Origin of the sequence: Nocardiopsis endophytica, from assembly GCF_027706725.1 — a bacterium.
GTDB lineage: Bacteria > Actinomycetota > Actinomycetes > Streptosporangiales > Streptosporangiaceae > Nocardiopsis_A > Nocardiopsis_A endophytica.
In genome coordinates this window covers 1-20,534 of record NZ_JAQFWQ010000012.1, presented here as the reverse complement: position 1 = coordinate 20,534, position 20,534 = coordinate 1, and the positions used below count along the sequence as shown (strand labels likewise).

Annotated in this window: 16 protein-coding genes; 7 read left to right on the top strand and 9 right to left on the bottom strand. The window is 74.8% G+C overall.

What is annotated here, in order from left to right; genetic code table 11:
- Positions 1–245 precede the first annotated feature (245 nt).
- From O4J56_RS06300 to mtrA, 4 genes are all read right to left on the bottom strand, one after another.
- Positions 246–920, bottom strand: a complete 675-nt coding sequence (locus tag O4J56_RS06300) for a ComF family protein (RefSeq protein WP_270684275.1) — start codon at positions 918–920, stop codon at positions 246–248.
- Between the two features lie 79 nt (positions 921–999).
- Positions 1,000–2,862 carry an LpqB family beta-propeller domain-containing protein gene (locus O4J56_RS06295; RefSeq protein ID WP_270684273.1) on the bottom strand — a complete coding sequence of 621 codons (1,863 nt, stop codon included), beginning with the start codon at positions 2,860–2,862 and terminating at the stop codon, positions 1,000–1,002.
- Positions 2,859–4,628, bottom strand: a complete 1,770-nt coding sequence (gene mtrB, locus O4J56_RS06290; protein ID WP_408639088.1) for an MtrAB system histidine kinase MtrB — start codon at positions 4,626–4,628, stop codon at positions 2,859–2,861. The genes O4J56_RS06295 and mtrB overlap by 4 nt, the downstream gene beginning before the upstream one ends.
- Before the next feature lie 19 nt (positions 4,629–4,647).
- Positions 4,648–5,328: an MtrAB system response regulator MtrA gene (gene mtrA, locus O4J56_RS06285; protein ID WP_017538510.1), complete on the bottom strand. Its 681-nt coding sequence runs from the start codon at positions 5,326–5,328 to the stop codon at positions 4,648–4,650.
- Between the two features lie 438 nt (positions 5,329–5,766).
- Here mtrA and O4J56_RS06280 point away from each other — a divergent pair, with 438 nt between their 5' ends.
- The 5 genes from O4J56_RS06280 (at position 5,767) to O4J56_RS06260 (ending at position 11,208) form a co-directional block, all read left to right on the top strand.
- Positions 5,767–7,074, top strand: coding sequence for a glycerophosphoryl diester phosphodiesterase membrane domain-containing protein (locus O4J56_RS06280; RefSeq protein WP_270684268.1), 1,308 nt, complete (start codon positions 5,767–5,769; stop codon positions 7,072–7,074).
- A complete protein-coding gene (locus tag O4J56_RS06275; protein WP_270684266.1) occupies positions 7,071–7,673 on the top strand; it encodes a DUF4129 domain-containing protein in 603 nt (200 codons plus the stop codon). The genes O4J56_RS06280 and O4J56_RS06275 overlap by 4 nt, the downstream gene beginning before the upstream one ends.
- Complete coding sequence (locus O4J56_RS06270; RefSeq protein ID WP_270684265.1) at positions 7,670–8,851, top strand: DUF4350 domain-containing protein; 1,182 nt, start codon at positions 7,670–7,672, stop codon at positions 8,849–8,851. Before O4J56_RS06275 ends, O4J56_RS06270 begins: the two co-directional genes overlap by 4 nt.
- Positions 8,852–8,923: 72 nt before the next feature.
- Entirely contained in the window at positions 8,924–9,907 is a 984-nt protein-coding gene (locus O4J56_RS06265; protein ID WP_270684263.1) for an AAA family ATPase, read from the top strand.
- Positions 9,907–11,208: a DUF58 domain-containing protein gene (locus O4J56_RS06260; RefSeq protein ID WP_270684261.1), complete on the top strand. Its 1,302-nt coding sequence runs from the start codon at positions 9,907–9,909 to the stop codon at positions 11,206–11,208. Before O4J56_RS06265 ends, O4J56_RS06260 begins: the two co-directional genes overlap by 1 nt.
- 42 nt (positions 11,209–11,250) lie before the next feature.
- Here O4J56_RS06260 and O4J56_RS06255 read toward each other — a convergent pair whose 3' ends face one another.
- Both O4J56_RS06255 and O4J56_RS06250 read right to left on the bottom strand, forming a co-directional pair.
- A complete protein-coding gene (locus O4J56_RS06255; RefSeq protein ID WP_270684259.1) occupies positions 11,251–12,159 on the bottom strand; it encodes a hypothetical protein in 909 nt (302 codons plus the stop codon).
- A 120-nt stretch (positions 12,160–12,279) separates the two neighbouring features.
- Positions 12,280–13,275, bottom strand: a complete 996-nt coding sequence (locus tag O4J56_RS06250; protein ID WP_270684258.1) for a stage II sporulation protein M — start codon at positions 13,273–13,275, stop codon at positions 12,280–12,282.
- Positions 13,276–13,343: 68 nt separating this feature from the next.
- Here O4J56_RS06250 and O4J56_RS06245 point away from each other — a divergent pair, with 68 nt between their 5' ends.
- A complete protein-coding gene (locus tag O4J56_RS06245; RefSeq protein ID WP_270684257.1) occupies positions 13,344–14,153 on the top strand; it encodes an RDD family protein in 810 nt (269 codons plus the stop codon).
- Here the strand turns inward: O4J56_RS06245 and ahcY (O4J56_RS06240) are convergent.
- Together ahcY (O4J56_RS06240) and ahcY (O4J56_RS06235) are read right to left on the bottom strand one after the other, a co-directional pair.
- A complete protein-coding gene (gene ahcY / locus O4J56_RS06240) occupies positions 14,110–15,372 on the bottom strand; it encodes an adenosylhomocysteinase (RefSeq protein ID WP_270684255.1) in 1,263 nt (420 codons plus the stop codon). The genes O4J56_RS06245 and ahcY (O4J56_RS06240) overlap by 44 nt on opposite strands.
- Before the next feature lie 41 nt (positions 15,373–15,413).
- Positions 15,414–16,850: an adenosylhomocysteinase gene (ahcY, locus tag O4J56_RS06235; RefSeq protein ID WP_270684253.1), complete on the bottom strand. Its 1,437-nt coding sequence runs from the start codon at positions 16,848–16,850 to the stop codon at positions 15,414–15,416.
- Positions 16,851–17,000: 150 nt separating this feature from the next.
- Here ahcY (O4J56_RS06235) and O4J56_RS06230 point away from each other — a divergent pair, with 150 nt between their 5' ends.
- The gene (locus O4J56_RS06230) at positions 17,001–17,423 is read left to right on the top strand and encodes a MerR family transcriptional regulator (RefSeq protein ID WP_270684251.1); all 423 of its coding nucleotides are present in this window, start codon (positions 17,001–17,003) and stop codon (positions 17,421–17,423) included.
- A gap of 55 nt (positions 17,424–17,478) precedes the next feature.
- On the opposite strand, the gene O4J56_RS06225 is transcribed toward O4J56_RS06230, so the two are convergent.
- Positions 17,479–19,641: an acyltransferase family protein gene (locus O4J56_RS06225; RefSeq protein ID WP_270684250.1), complete on the bottom strand. Its 2,163-nt coding sequence runs from the start codon at positions 19,639–19,641 to the stop codon at positions 17,479–17,481.
- Positions 19,642–20,534: the final 893 nt, after the last annotated feature.

Genomic DNA, 20,534 nt, shown 5'->3' with positions numbered 1-20,534 from the left:
GCGCACCCCGGCGCAACCACGGACCCGGGCGGGTGCCATGTCCGAAACGCTAACCCGAGAACCGCCTCTTGTCAGGTGGAGAATTCGCCCCGGAGCTCCTGGAAACGGCCCGGATGGCCCGTCCCGCCACCGGAGTGGGCCCCCTCCGGGGGTGCGGGCAAAAAGTTTTTTCACCGCCGTTCCCGCCCGGCGGCCCCTCGGACCCCGTGCGCCACATGCGCCCCATGGGCCCCACGGACGCGTGCTCAGCGGCGCTCCGCCAGCACCGCCGCCGACCGGACGCGCACCCCCGCCGTGCGCAGGGCGCGCGCCGCCTCCGCGAGGGTGGCCCCGGTCGTCACCACGTCGTCGACGAGCACCGCGTCCGCGTCCGCCGCGCGCGACGCGCCCCGCCGGACCTCCAGGGCCCCGGCCAGGTTCCCCCGCCGTTCCCCGCGCCCCAGGCCCACCTGGTCGGCGACCCTGCGGCGGTGCCGCAGCAGGGGCCGCTGCTCCGCCGCGCGGCCCCGGCGGCGCAGTTCGCGCACGGCGGAGCGGGCGAGCGGGAGGGTCTGGTCCCCGCCGCGGCGGCGCACGCTCTGCGGACGCGCGGGGACCGGCACCAGCAGGAGAGGGCGCGGCCCCGGCGCGGAGGCCGCGACGGCGGCGGCGAGCCGGGCCCCCGACCGCGCGGCGAGCGCGCGGGCGCCGCCGTGCTTGTAGGCGAGGAGCAGGGCGCGGTCCACTCCGGTGTAGGGGCCGGCGGCCCAGGCGGGAGGGCATCCGGGGCGCGGAGAGCAGCGGTGCGGCCGTGCGGCCAGGGCGTCCGCGCACTCGGGGCACACGAGGGCGCCCGGCCGCCCGCAGGCGCGGCAGCACTGGCCCAGCGCCAGCCCGCCGAGCGCCCGGAGGCACGGGAGGAGGGACGGAAAGGACGTCATGCCGCCACCGTGCACGCCCCGGGACGGCCGCGGGGGACGGACCGCGCCCCTGTGGACGGACGCCCGGGCGCCCGGCGCCCTACCCCGGGAAGACCGGGTCCGAGCCCTCGGTGGCGCGCTGCCACATGACGCGGTCGGCGGTGAGCCAGAGCTGGTCGTCGTCGGCCCCCGCCAGCAGCGGGAGGTCGGGGGCGGCCGCGATGGTGCGGGCGCCGGTCAGCGGGCCGACGCTGGAGGGGGCGGTGCCGCCGTCCAGGGGGACCAGGTACCCGCGGACGGCCCCGTCGCGCTTGGTGCCCAGGACGGCGAGCTGGTCCCCGCCGCGCCAGGCCACGTCGACCACCTCGCCGACGTCGCGCGCCAGGGCCATGAACCCGCCGAGGCGCACGCCCCCGTCGGAGTCGACCGACACCCGGCCCACCCACAGGCGGCCGCCGGCGTCGCCCTCCTCGGTGATGACGGCGGCGCGGGTGCCGTCCCGGGACAGCCGGAGCTGCGTCACCGTCCGGTCGTTCAGGCCGGGGACCGTGACCTCCACCGGCTCGGTGCCCTCGCGCAGCGTCCACACCCGTGTGGACGGCTCCTTCTCCTCGTCCCCGTCACCGGAGTCCGAACCGCCGTCCGATCCGCCGGAGTCCGAGCCGCCGGAGTCCTCCTCCTCGTCGTCCCCGGACGCGGCCTCCGTCCGCTCCACGGCCCACAGGTTGCCGTAGCCGTCCCAGGACAGCGCGCTGAAGTCCCCGCCCTCCAGGACGGGGCGGAACGACTCGTCACCGCTGTCGGCCAGCATCACCCGGTCGTTCTCCGCGTCCACGGCCGCGAAGTGCTTCTGGTCCAGCGAGACGGCGTACCCGGTCAGCCCCCCGCCGGTCTGGCCGGGCGCCCCCGGCACGGCGGCGATCTCGGGGCTGGCGCCGTCCTCTTCGCCCTTCATGCTCCACAGGCGGCCCTCGCGCACGAAGTAGGCGTTCAGGCTGCCCTCGACCCCCGAGGGGTCCTCGTCCTTCCACTGCTCGGTGCCGCCCTGCAGGGACTCCTCCTCGTCCCCGGGGATGCGGCTCTCCTCCCCGCCCGCGCGCAGCACCACCTCCTGCACCTCGGGGAGCTGCTTGAGGGTCCAGGCGAGCTGGGCCTCCATGTCGGCGCGGTCGGCCGCCGAGGGCGCGCGGCCGCCGAGCTCCACCGTCACCCGGCCGCCGTCGAAGGCCACGTCCGCGGTGGCCTTGTCCGGGAACGCCGAGACCACGGCCGGCGACAGCCACCGGGTCGGCCCGGCGACCGCCTTCTTGGCCAGCCGGGTGGCCACGTCGTCGGAGGTGACCGGGAGGAACACCGGGTCGGGCACCAGGGTGGAGCGGTCCCGGTTGAAGAAGTACAGGTTGAGCGGGCGGTACACCCGCTCCACGTCGCCGCGGGCCAGGATGAGCCGGTCGGGCAGGTCGGCGATGCGCCACTCGCCGTCCTCGTCGCGCTCCAGCTCGAAGTCGACGTCGATGATCTCGCCGCCGTCCCCGGCCACGTAGTGCCCGTCGGAGCCGATGGAGGCCGCCTCGGGGGTGCGCATCCGCACCGTGGCGCTGTCGTCGTCGGCGCCCGGCTCCACGTCCAGGGAGACCGAGTCCATGCTCTCGTAGACCAGCGCCGAGTCGTCCGGCGACCAGGAGGCCCGGCGGTCGGGCAGCAGGAAGCGCCGCGGCGCGGCGTGGTTGTCCTCGAAGCTGGCCATGTCCTTGAGGAAGCCCTCGACCAGACCGACCTCGCTGACCCCCGGCTGCGGACCGGCGGGCAGCATGCGCACGTAGGAGTCGGAGGCGGCGGGCGACTCGCCGCCGCGGTCGCTCTGCGCGATGGGGCCGGCCGAGGGCACCGTGGCGCAGCCACCGGCGATGAGCACCGCCAGGGCGCCCGCCGCGGCGCCGGTACGGGCCCGGGCGCGTCTCATCCGACCTCCCCCGCGGCGGGGGTCCGCCCCTGCTCGGCGGCGGGACCGGGCTCGGCCTCGGGCGCCTCCCCCGGCGCGGGGCGGGCGGCCCGCCCCCGGCCCATGGAGCGCTCCGGCGGGACCAGCGGCAGCGGCGACCCGCGCAGCTCCTTGCCGGAGGCGCGGGGCAGGGAGAGGCGGAACTGCGACCCGGCGCCCGGCTCGCCCCAGGCCTGCAGCCACCCGCCGTGCAGCTGGGCGTCCTCCTTGGCGATCGACAGGCCCAGACCGGTCCCCCCGGTCGTGCGGGCGCGGGCCGGGTCGGCCCGCCAGAAGCGGTCGAAACACAGGTGCTCCTCGCCCTCCTTGAGCCCGACGCCGAAGTCGCGGACGGCCACCGCCACCGCGTCCCGGTCGCAGGCGGCGGTCACCACCACGTCCCGGCCCTCGCTGTGCTCGATCGCGTTGACGACCAGGTTGCGCAGGATGCGCGTGATGCGGCGGGAGTCCATGTCGGCGGTGCAGGGCTCGGCCGGGAGGCGGAGCACCACCTTGATGCCGCGCTTCTCGGCGATCTGCTCGGAGTCGCCCACCGCCTTGAGCACGCAGTCGCGGATGTCGACCGGCTCCACCGCCAGGGTGGCGGCCCCGGCGTCGTGCCTGCTGATCTCCAGCAGGTCGGCCAGCAGCTCCTCGAACCGCTCCAGCTGCCCCTGGAGCAGCTCCACCGACCGGTTCATCGCCGGGTCGAGGTCGTCGCGCTGCTCGTAGAGCAGGTCGCCGGCCATCCGGATGGTGGTGAGCGGGGTGCGCAGCTCGTGCGAGACGTCGGAGACGAACTGGCGCTGGGACTTGGACAGCTCCTCCAGCTCCTGGATCTTCTCCTGGAGGTTCCCGGCCATCTCGTTGAAGGAGACCGCCAGCCGGGACAGGTCGTCGGTGCCGCGCACCTGCATGCGCTCGTTCAGGTCGCCCTCGGCCAGCCGCTCGGCCGACCCGGCCGCGGCCCGCACCGGGCTGACCACCTGCCGGGTGACCAGGTAGGAGATCACCCCCAGCACCAGGGTGAGCAGCGCACCCACCATGAACAGGGTGTTCTGCACCAGGTCGAGGATGTTCTGCTCGTGCGAGAGCGGGAAGACGTAGTACAGCTCGTAGGTGTGCGACAGCGGCGCGCCCACCACCAGGCCCGGCTCGTCGGCGGCGAACTCGCGGCGGATGGTGGTGTAGGTCCAGTAGGAGGGCTCGCCCGTCCCCGAGGCCTGCACCTGCTCGCGCAGCCGCTCGGGCACCGAGGAGCTGCGCACGTCCCCTGCGACGTACCCGCGGCTGCCGGCCACGCTGGGCAGGATCATCACGTCGTAGGTGCCCGACTCCGCGCGGCCCCCGGACAGCTCGTCGACGATGTCCTCGAGCTGCTGGTCCGGGTCGACCGACTGGTCGCCGTCCTGCAGGGCGTTGATCGCGCTGCTCATCCCGGCGGCGTGGTCGCTCAGCGCCGCCTCGCGCTGGGCCTCCAGCAGCCCGCTGCGCACCTGCTGCACCAGGAAGAACCCGAGCACGGCGGCGACCGCCACCGAGATCACCAGCGTGCTGGCGACCACCCGCAGCTGCAGCGAGGAGCGCCAGCGCTGGTGCACCCAGCGCACCAGGCCCCGGGCGGCCCGCTGGGCCGCCAGGTAGCCGCGGAGCAGCCCCGCGCTCACCCGGTGCAGCCGTCCGGGGGCGGCCTCCTCGGCCCCCTCCCCGTCCGGCCCATCGGGTTCGCCGGTGCCGCCGCTCACCACTGCCGCTGTCCGGTTCCGGTCAGGCCGCGCCGCCGGCCTTGTAGCCGACGCCGCGCACGGTCACCACGACCTCGGGGTGTTCCGGGTCCTTCTCGATCTTCGCGCGCAGGCGCTGGACGTGCACGTTGACCAGGCGGGTGTCGGCGGCGTGCCGGTAGCCCCACACCTGCTCCAGCAGCACCTCGCGGGTGAAGACCTGGCGCGGCTTTCGGGCCAGCGCCACCAGCAGGTCGAACTCCAGCGGGGTGAGGCTGATCGGCTCGCCGTCGCGGCGCACCGCGTGCCCGGCCACGTCGATGGTGATGTCGCCGATCTGGAGCACCTCGGGGGCGGGCTCCTCGGTGCGGCGCAGGCGCGCGCGCACGCGCGCCACCAGCTCCTTGGGCTTGAAGGGCTTGACGATGTAGTCGTCGGCGCCCGACTCCAGGCCGAGCACCACGTCGACGGTGTCGCCCTTGGCGGTCAGCATCACCACCGGGACGCCCGACTCGGCGCGGATCTGCCGGCACACGTCGATGCCCTCGGTGCCGGGGAGCATCAGGTCCAGCAGGACCAGGTCGGGCTTGGACTCGCGGAAGGCCTCCAGCGCCTTGTCCCCGTCGTGCACGAACGTCGGCTCGAAGCCCTCGCCTCTGAGGACGATGCCGAGCATCTCGGCGAGGGCGAGGTCGTCGTCGACGACCAGTACGCGTCCCTTCATCAATGCTTCCGGCACCCGGTCCGCCTCCCCCGAGGGGGACGCGTCACCCAGCGCCTTCTCCTTTCTGGACACTCAAGCGGCGAACTGCGGTCACTAATGCCGGGGTCCCTGGCGGGAGCCGTGTTCTCACCCACACCTTGCCATCTCCCCGGCGGGTCCGGCTGCGGTTCGCCCCGGTCGCCCCGCGGCCTCCGCCCGATCGCCTCCCCGATCGCTGTGCTCCCCGCCCCGCCCGCCGTCCGTGGACGCCGCCCGTGCGGTCCGCCTCCGAACATCGCGCGACTTGGTCGGTAGATAACCGAAAGCATACAAAACGAACGGACGGACGCGCCGCTCACGAGGGGGGCGGACGGGCGTTCCACCCGGGCCGCGCCCGCTCCGGGGGAGTTCTGGCATAGCGTGGGTGTCCCCACGCGACGGACGGACGGCGGAGGAGAGATGACGCACGACGAGGGCCGCCCCGGAGGCGAGCCGGGTCCCGAGGGGGCGCCGTCCCCGGGCCCATGGGCCGTCCCCGGCGGAGGGGGGACGACGCCCCCGCCGCAGGGCCCCGCCGCGCCGCCGCCGGGGTTCGCGCCGCCCGGTCCCGCCGCACCTCCGGGGTTCGCGCCTCCGGGCGGGCACGCGCCGCCCGGCGGGTACCCGCCCCCGGGCAGCCCTCCCCCGCCCCCGGGCGGGTACCCGGGCCACGGCGCCCCCGGCTGGGGCTGGGGACCGCCGCCGGTGCCGCGCCCCGGCATCATCGCGCTGCGCCCGCTGACCCTCGGCGACATCTTCAACGGCGCCTTCACCTACATCCGCGGCAACCCCCGCACCGTGCTGGGGATCGCGGTCCTGCTGTCGGCCGTCATCGCGCTGCTGCCCTCGATCGGCAGCGGCAGCATGCTCAACGACATCGACCGGGTCACCGCCCAGGTCGACGGCGGAGGGTCGGCCGACGCCTTCCCGTTCTCCATCGGCACGCTGGTGCTCAACGCCGCCGGGCTGGTCGTGCAGTTCGTCGGCGCGGCGGTCCTGTCCGGTGTGCTGGCCGCGGTGGTGGGCATGGCGGTGCTCGGCCAGCGGCCCACGATCCGCGAGGCGTTCACCTGGTTCGCCCCGCGCACCGGTGCCGTCCTCGGGGTGGCCGGGCTGCTGCTGCTCATGGGCGTGGGCTGGTTCGTGCTGTTCTTCGGCGCGCTCATCGGCGGGGTGTACGTGGCCGTCGAGATCGAGCCCTGGATCGGCGTGCCGATCATGCTCGGCGGCATGCTGCTCACCGTCGTGCTGGGGGTGTGGGTGTACGTGCGGACGGCGCTGGCGATGCCCGCCGCCGTGCTGGAGCGGATGGGCGCCGGGCGGGCGCTGGCCCGGTCGTGGCGGCTGACGCAGCGCTCCTGGTGGCGCACCTTCGGCATCCTGCTGCTGGCCTCGCTGGTCACCCAGATGGTCGCGAGCGTGCTGGCCACGCCGTTCTCCCTCGGCGGGACGCTGGGGATGACGCTCATCCCCGATCCGGCGCTGGCCGCCGTCGTCTACGGGGCGACGATCTTCCTGGGGGCGGTCATCGGGGGCGCGGTGACCTCCCCGTTCCTTAGCGGGGTGACCGGGCTGCTCTACGTCGACCTGCGGATGCGGCGCGAGGCCCTCGACCTGAGGCTGCAGGCCGCCGCCCAGGAGGGCCGCGGCATCGGGCCCGAGGTCTACCTGCCCGAGCAGCCCTCCGCGCCGCCCGCCGCCGGGGCCCCGGGGGCCGCGCCGTGGTGAGCCGTGAAGAAGGCGCCCGCATCGCCGCCGAGGAGCTGTCCGACCCCGCCTACGGCAACGCCGAGCCCGGGTGGATCCAGCGCGTCTTCACCGCCCTGGGGGACCTGCTGCAGGAATTCCTCAGGGGCGCCTCGGGCAGTCTGCCCGGCGGCTGGTGGACCCTGGGGCCGCTGCTGGCAGTGCTGGTGCTCGTCGTCATCGCGCTCATCGTCTACGCCCGCCCGTCCCGCAACGCGCGCACCGCGCAGGCCCTGTTCGGGGACAGCGCCCCGGCGACCCCGGCCGACCACCGCGCCGCCGCCGAGCGGCACGCCGCCGGCGGCGACTACTCGGCGGCGGTCCGCGAGCGGCTGCGCGCCGTCGCCCTCGAGCTGGAGGAGCGCGGCGTGGTGGCACCGCGCCCGGGTCGGACCGCCACCGAGCTGGCGGCCGACGCGGGCGAGGCGATGCCCGCCCAGAAGGACGCGCTGGAGGCCGCCGCGGCGGTGTTCAACGACTGCGCCTACGGGGACCGGCCCGCCACGCCCGACGGCTACCGCACGCTGCGCGAGCTCGACGAGGCGCTGTCCGCCGCGCGCCCCCGGGAGGACGCCCGGTGACGACCGCCGCCCCGACCGCCCCTTCGGCCTCCGACGCTCCGCCGACCGCTCCCCCGTCGCAGGCGGGCGCCCGCTGGCGGCGCGCCCGCGGCCCCATCGCGGTCGTGGCGGTGCTGGTGCTGCTGTCCTTCGCCGTGTCCCTGGGGGCGCGCCCCGAGCGCACCGGTTCGCTGGAGCCCGAGGCCAGCACCCCGGAGGGCTCGCGCGCGCTGGTGAACATCCTGGAGGAGCGGGGCAGCGAGGTGACCGTGGCCCGCGACAGCGCCTCGGCGCTCGATGCCGCCTCCGGTGACGCGCTGGTGGTGCTGTCCTCGAGCCACAGGCTGACCCGGGGCGAGCTGGAGCGGCTCGCCGGCTCCGGCGCCGACGTGCTGGCCGTGCAGCCCACCGGACCCGCCCTGCGCCTCCTCGCCCCCGGCGTCGAGACGGCCGGGCGCGGTGACGGGGTCACCCCGGAGCCCGAATGCCGCCTGCCCGCCGCGCGCGCGGCGGGGTCCGCCGATGCCGGCGGCGAGTCGTACAGCGGCGGCACCACCGGGTGCTATCCGGTCGACGGCGGGGACGGCCTCGTCGTCGCCGAACGCCCGGACGGCGCCGCCACCACCGTCCTGGGCGACCGCGCGCCGCTGACCAACGCGAACCTGGGGCAGGAGGGCAACGCCGCCCTGATGCTCAACCTGGTCGACGGCCGGGACGTCGTCTGGTTCCTGCCCGACGTGCCCGTGCAGAGCGGGCAGAGCACCATGTGGGACCTGCTTCCGCCGTCACTGCGCTGGTCGCTGGTGCCGCTGGGCGCGGCTCTGCTGCTGCTGGCGCTGTGGCGGGGCCGCCGCCTGGGGCCGCTGGTCACCGAGCGGCTGCCGGTCGTCGTCCGGGCCGCCGAGACCACCGAGGGGCGGGCGCGGCTCTACGCCGCGCGTCGCGCCCGGGACCGGGCCGCCGCGGCGCTGCGCGCGGACGCCGCCGAGCGGCTGCGCACCGCCGTCGGGCTCGCGGCCGACACGGACGCCGACGCGGTCGCCGCGGCGGTGGCCCTGCGCACCGGGGACGACCCGGTCCAGGTGCGGCGGCTGCTGTACGGTGCCCCGGAGGACGGGGTGCCGGCCGACGACACGGCGCTGGCGGCCCTGGCCGACGACCTCGACCGCCTGGAGCGGCGGCTGTCCCCCGGCGCCTGAGCGGCCCGCGCCGGGCCTCTGGCGCCACCGCTTGACCACCGAGCCTCCACCACCGAGAGAGGGAAGCACACCGTGACCGCCTTCACCCCGCAGGGCGCGCCCAGCGCAGAACAGGCGCGGCAGGCCCTGGGCGCCGTGCGCCACGAGGTCGCCAAGGCCGTGGTCGGCCAGGACGAGACGGTGACCGGCCTGGTCGTGGCCCTGCTGTGCCGGGGCCACGTGCTGATGGAGGGCGTTCCCGGCGTCGCCAAGACGCTGCTGGTGCGCACCCTGTCCGCGGCGCTGGACCTGGACCACAAGCGCACCCAGTTCACCCCGGACCTGATGCCCGGCGACGTGACCGGGTCGATGGTCTACGACGCCCGCACCGCCGAGTTCGAGTTCCACCGCGGGCCGGTGTTCACCAACCTGTTCCTGGCCGACGAGATCAACCGCACCCCGCCCAAGACGCAGGCGGCGCTGCTGGAGGCCATGGAGGAGCGGCAGGTGACGGTGGCGGGGGACCCGTCGCCGCTGCCCGACCCGTTCGTGGTGGCCGCCACCCAGAACCCGGTGGAGTACGAGGGCACCTACCCGCTGCCCGAGGCCCAGCTCGACCGGTTCCTGCTCACGCTGGTGGTGCACCTGCCCGAGCGGGACGACGAGGTGGGGGTGCTGGCCCGGCACGCCGCCGGGTTCGACCCCTCCGACCTGGAGGCGGCCGGGGTGCGGCCGGTCGCCGGGCCGGCCGAGCTGGCCGCGGCGCGCGCGGCCGCGGCGTCGGTGCGCGTCTCCCAGGAGGTGCTGGGCTACATCGTGGACCTGTGCCGGGCCACCCGGCAGTCGCCGTCGCTGCAGCTGGGCGCGTCCCCGCGCGGGGCGACCGCGCTGCTGCGCACGTCGCGGGCGTGGGCGTGGCTGTCGGGCCGGGACTACGTGACGCCGGACGACGTGAAGGCGCTGGCGCGGGCGACGCTGCGGCACCGGGTGGCGCTGCGCCCGGAGGCCGAGCTGGAGGGCGCCACCGCCGACGGGGTGCTCGACGGCGTGCTGGCCGCGGTGCCGGTCCCCCGGTGATGGCGGTCACGGGCCGCGCGGTGGCGCTCGCCTTCGCCGCCGTTCCGGTGGTGCTGGCCGCCGGTGCGCTCGCCGCCTGGGCGGCGTGGGCGTCGGTGGCCCTGGTCGTCGTGCTCATCGGCGCCGACGCGGCGCTGGCGCCCAGTGCGCGCCGGGTGCGCCTGGAGCGGTCCGGCGACACCTCGGTCCGGCTGGGCGAGACGGCGCGGGTGGAGCTGGTGGTGGCCAACCCGTCCGGGCGGGCGCTGCGCGGCGTGCTGCGCGACGCCTGGCCGCCGAGCACCGGGGCGGACCCGGCCCGGCACCGGCTGCGGGTGCCGGGCGGCGAGCGGCGCCGCCTGGAGACCGTCCTGCGGCCGAAGCGGCGCGGCGACCACGCGTCGGCCGGGGTGACGGTGCGCTGTCTGGGCCCGCTGGGGCTGGCGGCGCGGCAGGCCACGCACACGGTGCCGTGGTCGCTGCGGGCGCTGCCGCCGTTCCACAGCCGCCGCCACCTGCCGGGCAAGCTGGCCCGCCTGCGCGAACTGGACGGGCGCACGAGCGCGCTGGTGCGCGGGCAGGGCAGCGAGTTCGACTCGCTGCGCGAGTACGTGCCCGGGGACGACGTGCGCTCCATCGACTGGCGGGCGACGGCCCGCCGGGAGTCGGTGGTGGTGCGCACCTGGCGGCCCGAGCGGGACCGGCGCATCCTGCTGGTGCTGGACACCGGCCGCACCTCGGCCGGGCGGGTGGGCGACGAGCCCCGGCTGGACCACTCGATGGACGCGGCGCTGCTGCTGGCGGCGCTGGCCGCCAAGGCGGGCGACCGGGTCGACCTGCTCGCGTTCGACCGCCGGGTGCGGGCCCAGGTGCGCACCCGGGGGCGGGGCACGTCGGTGCCGGCGATGGTGCAGGCGATGGCCCCGCTGGAGGCGGCGCTGGTGGAGTCGGACCCGGCGGCGATGGCCGCCTCGGTGCTGGGCGGCCAGGGCCGCTCGCGGCGGCTGGTGGTGCTGCTGACCGACCTGAACGCCTCGGCCCTGGAGGAGGGCCTGCTGCCGATGCTCCCGGCGCTGACGTCGCGCCACACGGTGATGCTGGCGGCGGTGTCGGACCCGGCGGTGGAGGCGATGGCCGCCGAACGCGGGGACGCCCACGCGGTCTACCGCTCGGCGGCGGCGCGCAGGACCATGGCCGACCGCAGGCGCGTGACGGCCGAACTGAGGAAGCGCGGCGTGGAGGTCGTGGACGCCCCGCCCGAGACCATCGCGCCGGCCCTGGCCGACGCCTACATCACCATGAAGGCCCAGGGGAGGCTGTAGACGACGTTCGGGGCGAGGATGCGCCCCGCCCCGAACGGTGGCTCACTCCGCCGAAGGGCGGTCCTCCGGTAGGTCGTCCAGGAGCTCGTCAGCCGACGCGACGACACCGGCCCGCCGGAGGAGGACTTCGAGGACGTCCTGATCCGTGCAGGCGAGAACGCGCCTCCGCGCCGCATCTGAGACGGGGATCCGCCGCCCCTCCAGAACCGTGAGCACGGCGTGCGCCGCCATTTCCACACGGCCCTCCACACGGCCCTCTTCACGGCCTTGCAGCCGCATCTGGGACGGGTAGTGGTAGGTCGCTCCGGCCATCAGTTCCCTCCAGAACTCTCGCGCCGGGCCTTCATCGAGGCCGGTCTCCGTGAACTCGGCGATGTACTTCGCGGTCGCCACTTCGATCGTGTCCAGCGCCTCGGCCAGCGCTTTCAGTATGCCATCCCGATCCGGCCCCTTCCGGTGAACGAGCGCGGAGAACACCGCCAGCATCACGTCTCCGGCGGCCCGTTCGGGATCGGTGACGGTCTCGACATTGTCCGGCCCCAGCACGATCGGGGTCGTCATCTGGGTCGCGTGCCATGGAGATCCGATGACGATGGGGTCACGCGCCCAGGATGCCGTCGCCCTCGACGGACACGCGACGAGCAGCGTCACGCCGCATCCGAACTTCTCGTACAGGTAGGAGACGTAGTAGGGCCAGCTCCCCCGCTTGTCCCCGTCCTTCTCGGACTGCGACTCGATGATCAGGATGTGCCCCTCGGCGCCGTACTCCAGCCACAGGACGGAGTCCGCACGGCGCTCGATGACCTTGATCTCGGAGAGATCGGTGTTGAGCACCGACACCGCGTCGGGGGCCGGTGGACCATTGCCGAAGAGGTGCTCGAACGTGCGCCCCAGAAGATGCGGATCCTCGCAGAAGATCCGGTGCAGGGCCTCATGCGGTGGTTTGACCATGGCGGAGAAGCTAATAAGCGGTCACGGCAGGCCGCAGGCGCTTCTTCGAACCTGTGTATTAACGTTCCGGCCGGAACCCCTTGCGGTCGTGTCGTACCGGGTGCCGAGCAGGGGCCGCTTCTACGCCGCCGTGGGGGCCGAGGCCGGGGCGGATTCGATGTCGCCGGACTCGCCCTCCTTGTGGGCCTTCCTGCCCAGGGTGAACACGTACAGCAGGAACACCGCCTCGGCCACGACGCCGATGCCGATCCGCAACCACGTGGTGTGCACCCACCCGGTCACCAGGCCTTCGATCAGGCCCGAGACGAACAGGACCAGCACCAGGCCCAGCGCCACGGCCATCGCCGCGCGCACCTCCTCGGCCAGGGCGCGGCCCCTGGGGCGGCCGCCCGGGTCGATGATGGTCCAGCCCAGCTTCATGCCCACCCCGGCGGCCACGAACACCGCCGTCAGCTCCAGCATGCCGTGCGGCAGGATCAGGCCGAGGAACACGTCCCCCTTGCCGTTGGCGAACATGATGCCCGCCGCCGCGCCCAGGTTGGCGCCGTTGATCGCCAACACGTAGACGGTGGGCACGCACAGGAACACCCCGAGGGCCAGCGCCTGCGCCGCCGCCCAGGCGTTGTTGGTCCACACGCGCGCGGCGAACGACGCGCCCGGGTGCTCCACGTAGTAGTTGGCGAAGTCGTGCTCGACGTAGGCCCGGATCTCCTCCGGGGTGCCGACCGCCGCCATCGCCGCCGGGTCGGTGGCCAGCCACCAGGCGATCGCCGCGGCGAAGCCCACGGTTCCCGCGGTCGCCCAGATCCACCACCAGCGCAGCCGGTACACCACGGCCGGGAAGGTGCGGGTGAAGAACCGCGTCACGTCCTTCCAGGCCGGGGTGTGCGCCCCCACCACGGCGGCGCGCGCCCGCGCGACCAGGCCGGACAGCCGCCCCACCAGGGCCGGGTCGGCCCCGGCCGAGCGCACCGCGGACAGCTGGGTGGACACGCGCTGGTACAGGTCGACCAGCTCGTCCACCTCGGGGCCGGTCAGCCGGCGGCGCCGGCGGACCAGCGCCTCCAGCCGCTTCCAGTCCTCCCGGTGCGCGGCGGCGTAAACGTCGATCTCCACGTCAAGCGACCCTACCGGTGATGCCAGACTAGGGAGGAGGCACACAGGCGAGGACGAAGGGGGCGGACGTGGTCTTCGACGCGCACGGCCCGCCGGACGGGCGGGAGCCGCTCGTCACCGGCGACGCGGTGGTGCTCGACCTGCGCCCGGCGGGCTTCGCCACCCGGCTGGTGGCGCTGGGCATCGACATCGCGGTGCAGGGGCTCCTGCTCCTCGGGGTGGTCCTCACCGCCTTCGCGATCGCCGACGGGGTCGACCCGGCCGCGACCACCGCGGTGTCCCTGCTGCTCATGGTGCTGATCATGGTGGGGTACCCGGTCGCCTTCGAGACCGCCACCCGGGGCCGCTCCCTGGGCAAGATGGCGCTGGGCCTGCGCGTGGTGGGGTCGGACGGCTCCCCCGAGCGCTTCCGGCAGGCGCTGGTGCGCGGCCTGATCGGCGCCATCGAGATCTGGACGCTGTCCGGGATGATCGCGCTGATCAGCTCGATCCTGGACCGGGACGGCCGCCGCGTGGGCGATTTCGCCGCCGGGACGCTGGTCGTCTCCGAGCGCAGCCGCCGCACCGGGCAGGGCGACGTCCCGATGCCCCCGCACCTGGCCGAATGGGCGGCCGCCGCCGAGCTGAGCGGCCTGGACCCGGACACCGCCGCGATGGCCCGCCAGTACGTGCTGCGCTTCGGCGAGCTCACCCCGCACACCCGGCACGAGATGGGGGTGCGCATCGCCGGCCTGGTCGCCTCCCGGGTCGGGCCGCCCCCGCCGCCCGGCACCACGCCGCCCGACTACCTGGCGGCGGTGCTCGCCGAGCGGCGCCGCCGGGAGGCCGAGCGCCTCACGCGCGCCAGGAGCGCAGGTACTCCACCTGCTCAGGGGTGAGCGCGTCGGTGCGCACGCCCAGGGCCTCCAGCTCCAGGCGGGCCACCTCGGTGTCGATGCCGGCGGGCACCTCGTGCACCCCGGCCTCCAGGGACTCCCCCTCGGCCGCGATCCAGGCGGCCGTCAGCGCCTGGCCGGAGAAGGACATGTCCATCACCGCCGCCGGGTGCCCCTCGGCCGCGCCCAGGTTGACCAGGCGCCCTTCGGCCAGCAGCACCACCCGGCGCCCGTCGGCCAACACGTACTCGTCAGCCTCCGGGCGCACGTCCCGGCGCACCTCGACCGCCATGGCCTCCAGCGCGTCCAGGTCGATCTCCACGTCGAAGTGGCCGGAATTGGCCAGCACGGCGCCGTCCTTGAGGGCGGCGAGGTGTTCGGCGCGGACCACGTCCCGGTTGCCGGTGACGGTGACGATGACGTCGCCGACCGGTGCGGCCTCGTCCATCGGCAGCACCGTGTAGCCCTGCATCGCCGCGTCCAGCGCCTTGACCGGGTCGACCTCGGTGACCACCACGCGGGCGCCCATGCCGCGGGCGCGCTCGGCCAGGCCCCGGCCGCAGTAGCCGAACCCGGCCACCACGAAGGTGCGCCCGGCGAGCATGGCGTTGGTGGCGCGCAGGATGCCGTCGATCGTGGACTGGCCGGTGCCGTAGCGGTTGTCGAACATCCGCTTGGTGGCGGTGTCGTTGACCGCCACCATGGGCAGCCTCAGCACCCCCTCGGCGCTCATGCCGCGCAGCCGGATCACGCCGGTGGTGGTCTGCTCGCAGCCCCCGGCGGCCTCCTCGATCAGGTCGGGCCGCTCGGTGTGGGCGATGTTGACCAGGTCGCACCCGTCGTCGAAGAGCAGGTGCGGGCGGTGCTCCAGGACGGTGAGCAGGTTGCGGTCGTAGGCGTCCTCGTCCATGCCCGCGCGCGCGTGCACGGAGACGCCGTACTCGGCCACGAGCGCGGCCGCCGTGTCGTCCTGGGTGGACAGCGGGTTGGACGCGGCGAGGGCGATGTCGGCGCCCCCGGCGCGCAGCGCCCGCAGCAGGTTGGCCGTCTCGGCCGTGACGTGCATGCATGCCGACACGCGCATGCCCTCCAGGGGCCGCTCCTCGGCGAAGCGCTCCCGGATGCGCCCCAGGACGGGCATGGCGCGTTCGGCCCATTCCACGCGGCGGACCCCGGCCTGCGCCAGGCCGAGGTCCGCCACGTCGTGGTCAGGCAGTGCCATCGCGAAAGTGTGCCGTGCGAGGAGTCGCCGCGAAGGCCCTCCTAGTAGCGGTAGTGGTCCGGCTTGTACGGGCCGGCCACGTCCACGCCGATGTAGGCGGCCTGCTCCTTGGTCAGCTCGGTGAGCTTGACGCCCAGGGCGTCCAGGTGGAGGCGGGCGACCTTCTCGTCGAGGATCTTGGGCAGGGTGTACACCCCGACCGGGTACTCCTCGGTCTTGGCGTACAGCTCGATCTGGGCCAGCACCTGGTTGGTGAAGCTGTTGGACATCACGAAGCTGGGGTGCCCGGTGGCGTTGCCCAGGTTCAGCAGGCGGCCCTCGCTCAGGACGATGATCGAGTGGCCGTCGGCGAAGGTGTACTCGTGCACCTGCGGCTTGATCTCGTCCTTCTTGATGCCCGGGATCTTCTCCAGGCCGGCCATGTCGATCTCGTTGTCGAAGTGCCCGACGTTGCCGACGATGGCCTGGTGCTTCATCCGCTCCATGTGGTCGGCGCGGATGATGTCGAAGTTGCCGGTGGTGGTGATGAAGATGTCGGCGGTGTCCACCACGTCCTCGATGCGGACGACCTCGTAGCCGTCCATCGCCGCCTGGAGGGCGTTGATCGGGTCGATCTCGGTGACGACCACCCGGGCGCCCTGGCCGCGCAGGGACTCGGCCGAGCCCTTGCCGACGTCGCCGTAGCCGCAGACGACCGCGACCTTGCCGCCGATCATGACGTCGGTGGCGCGCATGATGCCGTCCGGCAGCGAGTGGCGGATGCCGTACTTGTTGTCGAACTTGCTCTTGGTGACCGAGTCGTTGACGTTGATGGCCGGGAAGAGCAGCTTGTCCTCGCGCGCCATCTCGTAGAGGCGGTGCACGCCGGTGGTGGTCTCCTCCGAGACGCCCTTGACGCGCTTGCCGATCTCGGTCCACTTGTTCGGGTCGGCCTTGACGCTCTTCTGCAGCAGCGTCAGGAAGATCCGGAACTCCTCGGAGTCGGCCGTGGACGGGTCGGGCACCGCGCCGGCCTTCTCGAACTCCGCGCCCTTGTGCACGAGCATGGTGGCGTCGCCGCCGTCGTCGAGGATCATGTTGGGGCCCTCGCCGCCGGGCCAGGTGAGCGCCTGCTCAGTGCACCACCAGTACTCCTCCAGGGTCTCGCCCTTCCAGGCGTAGACCGGCACGCCCTTGGGGTTGTCCGCGGTGCCGTCGGGGCCGACGACGACCGCGGCGGCCGCGTGGTCCTGGGTGGAGAAGATGTTGCAGCTGACCCACCGGACCTCGGCGCCCAGGGCGACCAGGGTCTCGATCAACACGGCGGTCTGCACGGTCATGTGCAGCGAGCCCATGATCTTGGCGCCCGCGAGGGGCTTGGAGTCGCCGTACTCGGCGCGGGTCGCCATGAGGCCGGGCATCTCGTGCTCGGCCAGACGGATCTCCTTGCGCCCGAAGTCGGCGAGGGACAGGTCCGCGACTTTGAAGTCGAATGACATGCGTGTCTTCACTCCTCGTGGTGGATGCGCACCGAGTCTAGAGGCCGATCCTGCCGCAGGGCACGGCCTCGGGCGCGAATTTGACGGGGAAATGTCAGATTGGTGCGGCCGGGCCCGGTGGGGGCCGCCGCGGTCGGTTAGGGTCGGGCCATGTCCTCTCCCAGCCCGGGCCGCCGCGCGGACGCGGTGCCCATTTCGGAGGCCGCCGACGCGCTCGGCACCAGTCCGCGCAGCCTGCGCTACCGGGAGGCGCTCGGCCTGCTGCCGACCACCAAGGAGCAGCCGACCGGGCGGGGCCACCGGCACCGCCGCTTCTCCTCCGACGACCTGCGCACCATCGCCGCGGGGCTGGAGCTGGAGCGGGGGTTCGACATCACCCCGGCGGCGCTGGCGTTCGCGCTGCGAATGCTGGCCGAGCCGGAGACGCTGGCGCGGGTGCGGGCCTACGGCGAGCGCCTGGGGCGGCTGGCGCCGCCGCGGGCGCGGGCGATGGACTTCGAGAAGCGCAAGGCGCTGCGGCTGCTGCAGGCCAAGGGGCGGACGGCGGAGCCGCGCGGGCCGGAGCCGCGCTGAGGGGGCGGCGCCCCGCTGGTGGGCGGCGCCGCGTTCGTGGGCGGCGCCGCCCGCCTCACCAGCCCGTCGCCGCTAGGAGGCGCTCCTCCAGCTCCGGCGCCATGGTGCGCATGTACGTCGCGCCGATGTGGCTGCTGTCCCAGTACACGAGGACGTTGCCGATGACCGGCGGGCACTCGCCGCCGCTGCACAGCAGGTCGTTGAGGTCGAGGACGGACACGTTGCCGGGCAGGTCGGCGCCGTCCAGGGGCGAGTCCGGTGCCATGGACACGTCCGCCGGGGCGGTGCACTCGTCCGGCGTCCCCTCCCCCAGGCACTCCACCGCGTCGAAGCCGAGCCGCGGGGTGTCGCGCACCGCCACCACCTCCACGCCCATCGCCTCCAGCTCGCGCCAGCGGTCGACGTAGCCGTCCACGACCTGCTCGCCGCCGTAGCCGGCCGAGGTGTCGATGCTGGTGGTGGTTCCGGTGGTGAACACCGCGTCGGGACGCATCTCCTCCAGCTCGGCCATCACGCCGCGGTTCCACTCCGCGCAGGAGGTGTAGGGGTCGCCCTTGTAGGTCTGCGGGGCGTCGGTGAACAGGCAGGCGCCCTTGACGATGTTGACGATGCGCCAGTCGTGCTCGGCGGCGATCTCCTCCAGCGCCGGGAACCAGTGCGCGGAGTGGGAGCCGCCGACCAGGGCGATGGTGCGCTCGGGGTCGTCGGAGCCGTATGCGCAGGTGATGACCTCGGCGTCGAAGGTGGTCTGGTTGCAGCCGTCGTCGTAGGTGACGGGGACGTCGTCCGCGGCCTCGGCGGGGGGCGGGTAGACGGGGGCGTCGGGCACGGCGGCGCCGTCGGCGAGGGCGGCGGCGCCCGGGTAGACGTCGGGGTCGGAGGCGAGGGCCTCGCGGGCGCGGCGTTCGGCGTCCATCTGCAGCGACCAGGCGCCCGCCGCGAGCAGGACGGGCAGCAGGCAGGCCAGCCCGACGGCGGCGGCCCGCGCCGGCCCGGGGAGGCGGCGCCGGGTGCGCGCCCCGGGCTCCGCGCCCGCCTCCTCGCCCTCGGCCGCCTTCCCGCTCTCCTCCGCCTTCCGCCGCTCCTTGTCCCCCTGCCGCCGCTTGGAGAACGCGACGACGCGGTCGGCGAGCGGCGTGGTGGCGGCGGCCAGGAACACCGAGACCACCATCACCGCGAGCCCGCCGTGCAGGCTGGCGAGGGTGCGGTCGGTGGCGTGCAGGTAGAACACCAGGACCGGCCAGTGCCACAGGTAGAGGGCGTAGGAGAGGGACCCCAGGTAGCGCAGGGGGCGCAGGGTCAGCAGGCGGTCGGCGCCCCACCGGGAGCCGCTGGTCCCGGCGGCGATGACCGCCGCCGCGGCGAGGGTCGGCCACAGGGCGATGTAGCCGGGGAACTCGGTGGAGACCTGGAGCAGGAGCCCGCAGGAGACCAGCGCGGCCAGGCCGAGCCAGCCCAGCACGACGCGCAGCGCGCGCGGGAGGTCCAGGCGCGGGAGGGCCAGGAAGAGCAGGCCGCCCAGGGCCAGCTCCCACAGGCGGGCGCCGGTGTCGAAGTAGGCCCAGGGCTGGTCGGTGCGGGTCATGTACACCGAGTAGGCGAGCGAGGCGGCGAAGACGGCGGCGACGGCGACGGCCGCCCCGGCGCGGACCGTGCGCCCGGCACGGCGCGCGGCCCAGGCCGAGAGGGCGATCAGCACCAGCCACAGGGGATAGAACTGGCCCTGGACGGACAGCGACCAGAAGTGCTGGAGGGGGCTGACGGCCCCGCTGCGGGAGAGGTAGTCGACCGAGTCCAGGGCCAGGTGCCAGTTGAGGTGGTAGGCGGCCGCGGCGACGGTCTCGGAGAGGGTGTCGCGCCACCGGTCCTCGGGGAGGAGGAACCGGGTCGCCGCCAGGACCGAGGCGAGGACGAGGGCGGCGGCGGGCATGAGCCGGGCGCACAGCCGCCCGAGGAAGGCGGCGGCACCCACCCCGCCCGAGCGCTCGACGGACCGCACCAGCGAACCGGTGATCAGGAAACCACTGACCAGCAGGAACACGTCCACGCCACCGGAGACCCGGCCGAACCAGATGTGGTAGGCGGCGACCAGCAGGACGGCGACGGCCCGAAGCCCGTCGATCTCGGGCCGGTGCCCCCCGGCGGAGGGTGCTGGGGCTGCTGCGGACCGCGGGGAGGAGGAGGCCCTCCCCCGAACGTCCGCGAGGAGGGACTGCACGGCGGCGCTGCTCGCTTTCGGGTGCGCGGTAGGGGCTCGACCTGGGCGGTCCGAGGGCGAGGCAACATGCTGCCCCCGCCCGGTTACCGGCGTGCGTCGAGAAGCTGAACCCCAGCGCTCACCCCCGAGAAACCCGTGACGCCGGAGGCGGTGGGGGTGATACCGGGTCGGCGCCGACGAAGGTCGGCGGCCCTCAGCGCAGCGTCGTCGGCCGCGGGCCACGCGGGTGGTCGCCGAAGAGGGCGGCGACGGAGACAGCCAGGCAGTTCCCCGGCCCCGCCTGCCGTCCGGCGGGCCCCTCGCGGTCCGGGTGGGCAGGCGGCTGAGCAGGTACCCCGCTTCAGGGCCCCGGCCGGGCGGCGGACCGACGGAGTGTGAGGCGGAGGGCGGCGACGACGGAGGTGGGTGGCCCCCACCGCAGCGTTGTCGGCCGTGGCGCGTGCGGGCGGTCACCGGAGAGGGCGGCGACGGAGCGAGCCGGGCGGTTCCCGGGCCCTGCCTGCCGTCCGGCGGGCTGCTCGCGGTCCGGGTGGGCGGGCGGCTGAGCAGGTACCCCGCTTCAGGGCCCCGGCCGGGCGGCGGGCGGCCGGAGTGCAAGGTCGCAAGGGCAGCAACGACGAAGGTCAGCGGCCCTACCTGCAGCGTCGTCGGCCGCGGCGCGTGCGGGTGGTCGCCGTTGAGGGCGGCGACGGAGCGAGCCGCGCGGTTCCCCGGCCCTGCCTGCCGTCCGGCGGGCTGCTCGCGGTTCGGGCGGCGGCGCGGCCGGGTGGGCGTGTGGCCGCCCGCGCCCATGGCGGCCGTGCGCCCGGTGCGCCCCTGCCCGGCGATGATCTCGACGAGGGTGCTGCCATTCCGGCGGTTTTGACAGCACTTCCGTCGAGATCATCGCGGGG

Bases quoted from the DNA above. Each gene is read 5' to 3' on its own strand.
- O4J56_RS06300 (WP_270684275.1), bottom strand. From the start codon at position 920: ATGACGTCCTTTCCGTCCCTCCTCCCGTGCCTCCGGGCGCTCGGCGGG.
- O4J56_RS06295 (WP_270684273.1), bottom strand. From the start codon at position 2,862: ATGAGACGCGCCCGGGCCCGTACCGGCGCCGCGGCGGGCGCCCTGGCG.
- mtrA (WP_017538510.1), bottom strand. From the start codon at position 5,328: ATGAAGGGACGCGTACTGGTCGTCGACGACGACCTCGCCCTCGCCGAG.
- O4J56_RS06280 (WP_270684268.1), top strand. From the start codon at position 5,767: ATGACGCACGACGAGGGCCGCCCCGGAGGCGAGCCGGGTCCCGAGGGG.
- O4J56_RS06260 (WP_270684261.1), top strand. From the start codon at position 9,907: ATGGCGGTCACGGGCCGCGCGGTGGCGCTCGCCTTCGCCGCCGTTCCG.
- O4J56_RS06255 (WP_270684259.1), bottom strand. From the start codon at position 12,159: ATGGTCAAACCACCGCATGAGGCCCTGCACCGGATCTTCTGCGAGGAT.
- ahcY (WP_270684255.1), bottom strand. From the start codon at position 15,372: ATGGCACTGCCTGACCACGACGTGGCGGACCTCGGCCTGGCGCAGGCC.
- ahcY (WP_270684253.1), bottom strand. From the start codon at position 16,850: ATGTCATTCGACTTCAAAGTCGCGGACCTGTCCCTCGCCGACTTCGGG.
- O4J56_RS06230 (WP_270684251.1), top strand. From the start codon at position 17,001: ATGTCCTCTCCCAGCCCGGGCCGCCGCGCGGACGCGGTGCCCATTTCG.